Here is an 11,331-nt window from a genome sequence, read left to right as displayed (position 1 = left end):
CTTACCATTCGTGGTTATTTGCAACAGTGCCGTTTAAAGTGCGTGTGATAAATAGAAGTGTAATACAGGAAAATGGTAAGGTTTATCAGCCTAGTCATCTGTCCATTATGTAGAAAGAGCAGCACTTTAATGTTTATGCTGTTCCAATGTATTACATTCCGTACTTTCTATTTGTAACGTAATTTCAGTAATACTATGATTATGTTTTAGAACGTCTAAGGCCTTTTGATAGAGCTGATCTGGATTGCTATTAGGAGCAACTAAATGAGCAGTTAAATGAATGTTTTTTGAAGATATAGCCCAGACTTTCAACTGATGAATCCCTTCAACACCCTCTAGCATCAATAAATCATTTCTTAACGACTCAATATCAATCTCATCAGGAACCCCTTCAAGCAGAATATTAATACTTTGTTTTAATAAAATCCAAGTTCGAGGTAAGACCCAGAAGCCAATTAACACAGCGATTACGGTATCAACCCACATCCACTGGGTAAAATAAATAACTATTCCTCCGATAATCACGCCTATCGATCCTAGAGCATCACTAAGAACTTCTAAATATGCACCTTTTATATTTAGACTTCCTTCAGCACTAGCAGAAAGGATTTTCATTGAAATCAAATTTACGACCAAACCAATGACCGCGACAATCATCATTTCAACACTTTGAATTTCAGCAGGGTTCGTAAAACGTTGATAAGCTTCATATACAATATATATTGCTACCACAAAAAGCATCACCGCATTAAACAGAGCCGCTAAAATTTCAAATCGCTGATAGCCAAAAGTTCTTTTATCATCTGCGGCTTTTTTACCAATTTTGATAGCGGCAAGAGCAATAGCTAAAGCGGCTACATCAGTAAACATATGAGCTGCATCAGATAACAAAGCCAAACTTTGGGTAATAAAAGCAGCGACAACTTCTACTATTAAAAAAGTAGTCGTTAAACCTAAGGCAACCATTAACTTCTTACTATTTTCTTCAGTAACAACCGCATGGCTATGATCATGATGTTCTGACATAAAATATTTTCCTTATTCTATTTATGATGAGCAGAGATATTGGATAACAGCCAATATCTCTGCTGTAAATCGACTAATCTATTGGATTAAGAAACTTTCTTTTCATTCATCCAGCGGTACAGTACGGGCAATAAAACCAATGTAAGCAGGGTAGAGGAGATAATTCCTCCAATAACCACTGTTGCTAAAGGTCTCTGTACTTCTGCCCCAGTTCCGGTTGCCAAAGCCATCGGGACAAACCCAAGGGACGCCACACAAGCGGTCATCAGCACAGGTCTAAGACGCAAAATTGCACCCTGCCACGTTGCATAATAAAGGTCATATTGTTGTCGCAACTCTTTGATAAAGGTGAGCATGACTAAGCCATTCAGTACAGCCACCCCCGATAGTGCAATGAAGCCAACCCCTGCTGACATGGATAATGGAATGTCACGCAACCACAACGCGATTAAGCCTCCACATAAGGCAAACGGTACACCACTAAAGACCAGTAAGCTTTCTTTGATATTATGGAATACAGCCATCAATAAAATAAAGATCGTCAACAATGCGAGCGGAACCACCAATTGCATACGCGCTTTTGCAGACATCAGATTTTGAAATTGACCGCCATAATCTATCCAATAACCGCTTGGTAATTCCTGTTTGGATAACGTGCTCTGAAGCTCTGTTACGAATGAGCCTAAATCACGTCCTTCTACATTTGCAGTAATAACCACTCGACGTTTACCATTTTCACGGCTGACCTGATTAATACCCAGGATATTTTCAACGCGTGCCACATCTTGCAGTTGGACTAAACCACCATTCGGCAATTGAATAGGAAGTACCGCTAACTGTTCAGGACTACGCTGGGATTCATCTAGACGGATGACAAAATCAAAACGCTTGTCTCCCTGTAAAATTGTTCCAACATTCTGGCCACCGACACTTGTAGCTACCAGATCCTGAATTGCTCTTACCGACAAGCCATATTGTGCAGCTCTGGACTTATCCACCTCTACATTCAACAAGGGTAAGCCACTGGTCTGTTCTACATTAACGGCTGTCGCGCCTGAAATTGAGTTAATTTTTTGAGAAATTTTATTCGCTTCGCGATTTAGAATCTCCATGTCATCACCAAATAATTTGACACCCACATCACTTCGCACCCCTGAAATTAACTCGTTAAAGCGCAGTTCAATGGGTTGCGAGAACTCACTGTTATTTCCCGGCAATGTCGCTAAGAAAGTAATCATTCTTTGGCGAAGCTCATCAATCGTTTGTTTTGGATCAGGCCATTCATCATGAGGTTTTAACAGTACCACGCCATCTGAAATGTTGGGTGGCATAACATCTGTGGCCACTTCTGCTGTACCGGTACGAGCAAAGATCGCTTTAATTTCAGGAAATTCTTTCAACAGTAACTTTTCAGTATTTTCCTGCATTCTCAGTGACTGTTCTAACCCTGTACTTGGGGAACGCATTTGCTGAACAGCAAAATCACCTTCACCCAGTTGAGGTGCAAACTCGCTACCTGTTTGAGTGGCTAGCACGCCCGTAAGCACTAAAATACAGGCAGCCACAATAGTCACAAATAAACGAAGCTCATAGGCTTTATCTAAAAGCAGTTCATATTTGGTTTTAAGCCAATGCATCCAGCGACTTTCGGTTTCCTTGACTTCTCCAGTGACAAATAGGGCAACTGCGGCTGGCACAAAAGTGACAGATAAAATCATGGCCCCAATTAAAGCCAGTACAACAGTCATTGCCATAGGATGGAAAAGTTTGGCTTCTACACCCGTCAGGGTAAAGATAGGTAGATAAACCACCAAAATAATTAACTGTCCAAAAATCAGAGGACGACGCGCCTGTTTTGCAGCCAAGAAGACTTCTTTAAATCTTTCAGAACGGCTAAGTAAACCACCTTTCAGCTTCTGAGCTTCTGCTAGCCGACGGATACAGTTTTCTACAATAACCACTGCACCATCAATAATAATACCGAAGTCCAGTGCCCCTAAACTCATCAGATTTGCACTAATCTTCTGCTCTGCCATTCCCGTCAAGGTAAACAGCATTGACAGTGGAATAACGCAAGCCGTGATCAGCGCAGCACGGAAATTACCTAGAAAGAGAAATAAAATAACAATGACGAGGATTGCACCCTCAATCAAATTTTTCTGAACGGTTTTGATCGCCCGATCAACCAAATGCGTACGGTCATACACAGTCTCAATCACCACACCTTTAGGTAGCGATTGCTGGATCGATTGCACCTTTTCATCAATGGCTTGAGCAACGGTACGGCTATTTTCTCCCATCATCATCATGGCAATACCCAATACAGTTTCTTCACCATTATAGGTTGCAGCCCCTGTTCTCAAGTCATGACCAATTGAGACATTGGCGACATCTGCCACCCGAATCGGATAGCCGTTTTTATTGGCAATACTGATGTTCTGGATATCTTCAATCGTGTTTAAAGTGCCGGGAACACGAACCGTTAGCTGTTGTCCATTTTTCTCAATATAGCCAGCACCACGGTTTTCATTATTCTCTGTTAAGGCAGTTTGTAAATCAGACAAAGGAATTTGCAATTGTTGCAATCGGTTCAGATCCGGGGCAACCACATAGGTTTTATTAAAGCCACCAATGCTGTTGATCTCCGCAACGCCTTTTACGCGCTGTAATTGTGGCCTTACAATCCAATCCTGAATTTCACGTAAATCCATAGCCGAATAAGCGGTCCCATCCGGTTTTTTAGCATTTGGTTCGGCTTTAATCACCCATTGATAGATTTCACCTAAACCTGTCGAAATAGGTGACATGTTAGGTTGCACATCTTCAGGCATTTCTCCCATTGCTTCTTGCAAGCGCTGGTTGATAAGCTGTCTGGCCCAGTAAATATCCGTGCCATCTTCAAAAATGATGGTCACTTGCGATAAGCCGTAGCGTGAAATAGAACGGGTTTGTTCCATTTTCGGCATGCCTGACATGGCATTCTCGATTGGATATGTAATCCGCTGTTCCATTTCTAAAGCCGTAAAACCATTGGCTGAAGTGTTAATCTGCACCTGAGTATTGGTAATATCTGGTACAGCATCAATCGGTAACTTTTGATAACTATAAATACCAATAGCAATCCAAGCCGCAATAAACAGCATGACCCAGATTGCGTTATGGATAGAAAACTGGATCAGTCGATCAAACAGTCCTTCAGGTTTTACCGATTCGTGGTCTGGAATTTGAGGAGTTTCAGTGCTCATGTGAAGCCTCTCCTTTTTCCAGCTCGGATTTCAGTAAAAAACTGCCTTGAGCGGCATATTTTTGTCCCTGACTAAGCCCACTCACCACTTCAATCCATTGGCTCTCCCCAGATGATTGCCCTAATTTCACAGGTTGCGGACTGAATTCAACTTTTTGTCCATGCTGAGTGGCGACAAAAACCACATCTTTTCCATCGACATTCTGAACTGCGGACTTAAGTACCCGTAATGCGGTACTTTCACTCCGTTGTTGCAACTGTACGTTCACCATCAAGTTTGGACGTAATTCGGTTGCATTCGATTCAACTTTTGCTCGCACCTGAAGACGACCTGTTTGAATATCCGCTTCAGTATTTAAAGTCTGAATAACAGCTTGATAAACCTTTTCTGTTTGCAAGGATTTAAATTCGATCTTTTGATTCGGGGCTAAGCCCATAATTTCAGAATTTGGAACAATAAACTCAAGCCAGAGTTGATCTAACCGGTCTATCGTAAAGAGTTGATCGGCTAACTGAACATTTTCCCCGAGAACCAAATCCTTTTTACTGATCACGCCAGAAATGGGAGCTTTCAAAATATAGCGTCCGTTACTGGCATTCACTGCACCAAATGCACTTAAACGTGATTGGGCCGCTTGAACCTGAATTTGTGCCCGTTTATAGCTGTTATAAGCACGTTGATAGTCCTGTTTTGCTGAAATGCCCTGTGACCAAAGCTGACGCTCACGATCATAGTCTTGTTTCGCCAGTTCAAGGTTGGTTTGTTCAATTTTAAGATTGGCCTGCTGATCAACTAGATCAGGAACAAGCAACGCAGCCAAAGGCTGTCCTTTCTGAACTTTTTGACCGAGTTCTACATAGACATTTTCTACATGACCACTAAAACTCGGTGAGACGTGCGCTTGCTGGTCAGTATTCACATTCAGTTTGGCAGGATAAGAACTTAATTTAACCACCGGGCCTTGATCGACCGCTGATAATTGTATGCCTTGTTCCACCAGTTGCTTGGCAGTCAGGCTCACACCTTCTGCATGCTCTTCGGTTTCACCGCCATGTTCTTCTCCGCTTTCTTCCTCTGCATGTTCATCTGATGTTTCCGATTTATTCTTACCAGTTAAGATCAAAAAAATACTGAGGAGTACGGTAGCGCCGATAACCAAACTAATCAGTAGAGGTTGAGAGATTTTTCCGCTCTGTTTTTTTAAGCTGTTTTTAAGATCGAACATGTTAATTTCCCCCACCAATGACAGGCATGGCCTGTATGTCTTGCCATAAGTTTTGATTGATTTGTGCAATAGCATCTTTCGACATGACTTCACTTGGGCTAATGCCTAAGCTCAAACTTTCTGCTTCAATGGCCTTTTGCCAGCCATCCCGTAACAACTGGACTTTACGCAGACGGATGTCTTGTAATTGAAGCGTGGCTTGCTGAACATCGGTTAAAGCAAACTTGCCTGCCAAGAAACCTTGTAGCGTCTTACTTTGAACTTGAGTCGCCAAAGGAATTTGAGTCTCGTCAACGACTTTGAATTGCAGCTCTAAACCCTGCAACTCGGTTAAAATTGTGCCTATTTGCAGCGCATTTTGCTTCAGATAAAACTCTTTCTGACGCTCTAATAAGTTCATTTTTTCTTGCGCGATTTTTATGCCATTTTGCTGACGATCGAAAATATTAAGCGGTACACTGACTCCGACTACTAATTGATTTTGTGTGGAGTTTTCCAAGGATTGGGTGCGGTTGACACCTAGGTTTAAAGTGGGGTTAGGACGTGCCTTTGCCCTTAGTTGATCAACCGTTGCTTGAGACTCTAATACCAGTAAAGCCCGATATTTCTCAACGTAGTTTTCCGCTAAATATTCTTGAACCTGTTCATGAGTCGATTTTGGCCAGAGCTTTTGTGAAGAGAGGTTTACCTGCAATGACTTATCAGACGTACCCCATAAATTTGATAATTGTTGGGTGGCCACTTGTACCTGTAAGTCTGCCTGTCTAAAAAGACGGATATTTTCAGCATGGCTTAAACGTGCGCGATTTACATCTACTTGGGCAATACTGCCTGCATTAAAGCGCTTTTCGATTGCTTGAAGGTTTTCTTGGCTCACCCGAAGTTGTTCATTGACAATGTTTTTTTCAAGTTCAGCAATGGCCAGTTGTGACCATACATATTTCACTGCAAGCTCAATTTGTGCTTGATAAATCTTCTGTTTCAGCGCTGTTTTATCTGTAGAGAGACTGGCTAATTTTTGGTTTGCTCTTCGCTCACCAAAAATATCCAAGGGTTGTGATATGCCAATGGTAAGCTCTTTTTCATTATTTGAACCAAATCCCGTTTGTTCAACTGACAGTTCAGGATTTTTAAACAGCTTACTTTGCTGAAGATTCGTGGCATTAATGCTGTTTTGCGTTTCCCAGAAATTTTGGGACGCTTGATATTGGTTAACCTGCTCAATAGCTTGCTGCAGCGTTAAATCTTGAGTACTGGCGACTACGGAAGTACTGAAGCTGATCATTGCAGATAGCAAGATACCGCTACCTAAGGCTGACCAGGATAAATTCAGGATGGAGGTATCCTGATGTAATTTGTTTTTTGACATGAAAATGCCCCACGCATAATGAAATTAGGAGTGGTGGGCTTTTATAAGACTACCCCACCAATAGTAGGGGCAAATCGGGAGGCGGGGTTAATTGATCCAGATAAGGGGATTTATAAAAAGTTATTCCCAAATAAGTTGGGGTAATGCCGGTCTCAAAATTAGCTTTAAGCTTCAGATCATCGGGTGGGTCAATCTGAATCACGATTGTATTTGAGAAATGACTGCACTTTTCGTTAAAACAAACCTTCTGACAATAGTCATAGATTTCTTTATAGTTTTCTAGGGAATAAAGTGCTTGACGAGGACTATCACTCTTTTCGTCTAAATCGATTGGATTAGAGAGTATTGAATTGGGTATGTTTGGCATTTCATGCAGACAAGCAGCCTCTGCCACACTCCAAATATTCTGGAATGTGAATAAGAGTACCAATATCTGGATTAGAAATGTTTTTCTCTTCATACACAAATCTGTATTTAAAACACCAATCGGAAGCTAACCAAAGCTATCTAAGATCTGATCACAAAATTTAAGTCACCTTAATCTTTTTGCAGCCTTAAGTAAAGATATACAGAGTTTTTGAAAAAGCATAGGTCTAGATAATCAAGCTAGATTTTTTAGAACTCCACATTGGTCAATTGTACATAAACCATCACAAGTACCTCTTAAATCAGATAATTGTTCAATAAGCTTTTGTTGCTTGATTATATTTTCTCTGATAGCACTGACATGTAAGTCAATTAATTCATTCACATCTGAACAATTTTTCTTGGGATTATCTTTATAGGTGAGTAATTGACGAATTTCATTCAAACTCATATTTAAAGTTCGGCAATTCAAAATAAACTTAATTCGCTCAACATAGCCTATATCGTAAAGGCGGTAATTTCCTTCCGTTCTTTCGGGTTCCGGAATTAAACCTTCCTTTTCATAAAACCTAATTGTTAATACTGAACATGAGGTTTTTTTAGAGAGTTCACCAATTTTTAAATGCATTGAGTTGGTATTTCCAAAAAATCTTGACTCTATAGTAACTATAGGGATTCTAATATTCAAAGTTTATAAATTTTTTTAATGGGTATAATTATGAGTGGTTGTGGATGTAGTAAAGAAACACCATGCGAAGATAAGAAATCTCAACAAGAAAATCATCCATCAATTGCAGAAGCAAACAATTCAAAGAATTGTGATAATACGCTTAGCTGTTGTGGTGAAGAGGAAGAAAAAAAATCTTCATCTCCTTGCTGTAACACTTCAAACAGTTGTGAAGATACCGCTCAATCCTGTTGTGGTTCTGATCCCAAAGAAAATTTAAGCACTGAAGACGTTTTAAAAGATTCGCACTACATGAGTGAATACTTAGTTCCCAAAATGGATTGTTCTGCGGAAGAACAGATGGTTCGTATGGCGCTATCTTCAATTGATGGTGTTCAAAAACTCATCTTTGATTTACCTAACCGGTCTTTAAAGGTTCTACATAATCAAAAAGATGAAAATATAACTACCAAACTTGAAGCTTTGGGTTTTGGTGCAAAGCTTGTGAAGACTGAAACTTATATAAGCAATCAACAGGCTAAGCAAACAAGTACCTATACCATTCCTAAAATGGATTGCTCTGCTGAAGAGCAAATGGTCCGTATGGCTCTTGCAGATATTGAAGCAGTTAAAGGTCTTACTTTTGATCTTCCCAATCGAAAACTGAAAGTCTTCCATAATGAAGGGAGTCAGCAAATTACGGCCAAACTTGAAGGACTGGGTTTTGGGGCGAAACTTGATGAAACACAGCTTTCTTCAGGCGATATACCTAATGAACCTGATCCTGTGAGACAAGCTAAAGTACTTAAACTGTTATTAGGCATTAATGCTCTACTTTTCTTTATAGAATTCATCAGCGGAATTATTGCTGCGTCTACAGGATTGATTGCTGATTCTCTAGATATGTTTGCCGATGCAGCCGTTTATGGTATTGCGCTATATGCCGTCGGAAAAGCTGCGAAATATCAAGTGAAAGCAGCCCATTTCGCAGGTTGGATTCAGTTATTACTTGCTGTCATCGTGATTATTGATGTCATTAGACGATTCATGTTTGGAAGCGAGCCAGAATCAACGCTCATGATTGTTATTGGCCTGCTCGCACTTATAGCTAACGTGACATGCTTATATCTTATTTCTGGTCATCGAGAAGATGGCGCACATATGAAAGCCAGTTGGATTTTCTCGGCGAATGACGTTGTCGTAAATATGGGCGTTATATTTGCCGGTGTACTCGTGGCGTGGACGGGATCAGCTTACCCAGACTTAATCATTGGCATCCTGGTTTCTTTATTCGTGCTTAATGGTGCTCGAAAGATTTTGGCTTTGAAGTAAGAGTATCGAAAATGAATCTATTTCAAGTTAAACAAAATCAGATCGTCAAAATTAGAGATCTCAAAAAAGGTAATCAATACAGTCATACCACTGATCCCGTATTGGAACGGCTCCAACTATTAGGTTTTAGAGAGGGTGAAACTCTACAAGTACTCGCTAAAGGTGTTTTTGGCGGAGATCCTGTTTTAGTTCAAATTGAAACTTCAAGATTCGCATTAAGAAAGAATGAAGCTGAAAGAATTTTTGTAGAGTTAGTATCCAATGAAGATTAAGAACATTGCATTAGTCGGTAATCCAAATTGTGGAAAAACCTCTTTATTTAATACGCTTACTGGTACGCGACAAAAAGTTGCCAACTATGCTGGAGTTACCGTAGAAAGAAAAGAAGGTTCTTTTAAATTACCTTCTGGTGATGCAGTACGAGTATTGGACTTACCCGGAACTTACAGTTTAAAACCTAGTAGTTTAGATGAAGAAGTCACCAGGGCAGTTTGTTTGGGCGAGCTAAAAGGTGAAGTTCTACCCGATATTTTTATATGCGTTGTAGATGCCACAAATTTAAGCTTACATTTGAGCTTGGTTCTCGAAGTTCGTGCTCTAAATCGCCCTATGATTCTTGTATTAAATATGATGGATGAGGTCAAAAAGCGTGGTATTTCCATTGATAAGGATAAACTGTCTCAACTGTTAGGTATCCCTGTAGTTGAAGCTGTCGCAGTTAAAACAAAAGGAATTCAAGATTTAATTAATCAATTAGATCAAAAAAATCTTTTTATTACTCCTTATCATTCTGAATTAAGTCATTTTGAACAGGTCAAACAAATCACCAAACAAGTTATTTTAAATAATGACAGTGGTGATAAAAGAACCGCATTTCTAGATAAAATTTTTCTACATCCTGTATTGGGTTTAGTAATCTTAACTTTAACCATGTTTGTGATGTTCCAGGCGGTATTTATATGGGCAACGCCTTTTATTGAATTCATTGAAAATTTTGTCGCATGGCTCAGTGATTTTATTGGACCACTAATCCAACATCCTCTATTAAAAAGCTTGGTTGTGGATGGGGTAATTGCTGGTGCAGGTAGCGTGCTTGCATATATGCCTCAGATTTTGATTTTATTCTTCTTCATTTTAATGCTTGAAGAGTCAGGCTATTTACCCCGGGCAGCATTTCTTTTAGATAAATTAATGTCTAAAGCCGGGCTTAGCGGCCGTTCATTTATTCCTCTGCTATCCAGTTTTGCTTGTGCCATTCCCGGAATTATGGCAACCAGAAGTATCAGCTCTGAACGGGACCGATTAGCAACAATTATGATTGCACCCTTGATGACCTGTTCAGCAAGATTGCCAGTATATGCTTTATTGATCGCGGCATTTATTCCCAACCAATTAATCTACGGCTGGTTAAGTCTGCAAGGATTAGTCCTTTTTGGTCTTTATATGTCGGGAATAGTCTCAGCGTTATTAGTTTCAGTCTTTCTGAAGTTGGTTCGAAAAGATAAAACTGAAAGTATTTTTATTTTTGAACTTCCCACATACCGAATTCCAGATATTAGAAATATTGCATTAGGCTTATATGATAGGGCAACTATTTTCTTAAAACGAGTTGGTGGCATTATCGTTGCGCTGTCTATCTTGTTATGGGTGCTAGTCACGTTCCCTCAACCACCAGATAATGCAACCATGCCGGCCATTAACTATAGTTTAGCTGGTCAGTTAGGGCATTTAATTCATCCTATATTTGCGCCTATTGGGTTTACATGGGAAATATGTATTGCACTCATTCCTGCTATGGCAGCAAGGGAAGTTGTAATTGCTGCTCTTGGGGTGATTTATGCGATGTCAGGTGATGAAGATACAGTAACTCAAAGTCTGTTAAGTCAAATTTCAGGCCCGGATGGATGGGGGTTAGCCACAGGTTTATCATTATTGGTATGGTTTATTTTTGCTCCCCATTGTCTTGCTACGTTAGCAACAATTAGACGAGAAACTGGCAGCTGGAAACAGCCCATCATTATGGCAACTTATTTGTTTGCATTAGCCTACATCTTTTCATTCATCACATATCAAGTTGCGAGTAATCTTTAATTAGCAAATG

The 11,331-nt window shown here is 40.0% G+C and carries 9 protein-coding genes; 3 read left to right on the top strand and 6 right to left on the bottom strand.

Features of this window, described 5'->3' with window-relative positions:
- Window positions 1-126: 126 nt before the first annotated feature.
- The 6 genes from RJ01_RS15150 to cadR all read right to left on the bottom strand — a co-directional run bounded on the left by RJ01_RS15150 (window position 127) and on the right by cadR (window position 7,859).
- Window positions 127-1,026, bottom strand: a complete 900-nt coding sequence (locus RJ01_RS15150; protein ID WP_034171692.1) for a cation diffusion facilitator family transporter — start codon at window positions 1,024-1,026, stop codon at window positions 127-129.
- Window positions 1,027-1,112: 86 nt separating this feature from the next.
- Complete coding sequence (locus RJ01_RS15145) at window positions 1,113-4,271, bottom strand: efflux RND transporter permease subunit (protein ID WP_005407475.1); 3,159 nt, start codon at window positions 4,269-4,271, stop codon at window positions 1,113-1,115.
- Complete coding sequence (locus tag RJ01_RS15140) at window positions 4,261-5,496, bottom strand: efflux RND transporter periplasmic adaptor subunit (RefSeq protein WP_004281853.1); 1,236 nt, start codon at window positions 5,494-5,496, stop codon at window positions 4,261-4,263. Before RJ01_RS15140 ends, RJ01_RS15145 begins: the two co-directional genes overlap by 11 nt.
- Before the next feature lies 1 nt (window position 5,497).
- Window positions 5,498-6,865: a TolC family protein gene (locus RJ01_RS15135; protein WP_004281854.1), complete on the bottom strand. Its 1,368-nt coding sequence runs from the start codon at window positions 6,863-6,865 to the stop codon at window positions 5,498-5,500.
- Between the two features lie 49 nt (window positions 6,866-6,914).
- Complete coding sequence (locus RJ01_RS15130) at window positions 6,915-7,325, bottom strand: hypothetical protein (protein ID WP_005407477.1); 411 nt, start codon at window positions 7,323-7,325, stop codon at window positions 6,915-6,917.
- 141 nt (window positions 7,326-7,466) lie between these two features.
- Window positions 7,467-7,859, bottom strand: coding sequence for a Cd(II)/Pb(II)-responsive transcriptional regulator (gene cadR / locus RJ01_RS15125; protein ID WP_004281856.1), 393 nt, complete (start codon window positions 7,857-7,859; stop codon window positions 7,467-7,469).
- 90 nt (window positions 7,860-7,949) lie between these two features.
- Between cadR and RJ01_RS15120 the strand changes: the two genes are divergently transcribed.
- From RJ01_RS15120 to RJ01_RS15110, 3 genes are read left to right on the top strand one after another with little or no spacing between them, the layout of a single operon-like run.
- Entirely contained in the window at window positions 7,950-9,230 is a 1,281-nt protein-coding gene (locus RJ01_RS15120) for a cation transporter (RefSeq protein WP_005253114.1), read from the top strand.
- 11 nt (window positions 9,231-9,241) lie between these two features.
- Window positions 9,242-9,502, top strand: coding sequence for a FeoA family protein (locus RJ01_RS15115; protein ID WP_004665962.1), 261 nt, complete (start codon window positions 9,242-9,244; stop codon window positions 9,500-9,502).
- A complete protein-coding gene (locus RJ01_RS15110) occupies window positions 9,492-11,321 on the top strand; it encodes a ferrous iron transporter B (RefSeq protein ID WP_034171691.1) in 1,830 nt (609 codons plus the stop codon). Before RJ01_RS15115 ends, RJ01_RS15110 begins: the two co-directional genes overlap by 11 nt.
- The last annotated feature ends 10 nt before the right edge of the window (window positions 11,322-11,331 follow it).

The organism is Acinetobacter sp. YZS-X1-1 (genome assembly GCF_000804305.1).
GTDB lineage: Bacteria > Pseudomonadota > Gammaproteobacteria > Pseudomonadales > Moraxellaceae > Acinetobacter > Acinetobacter variabilis.
Note: the sequence above shows the minus strand (reverse complement) of the source record. Positions and strands in the feature narration are given on the sequence as shown.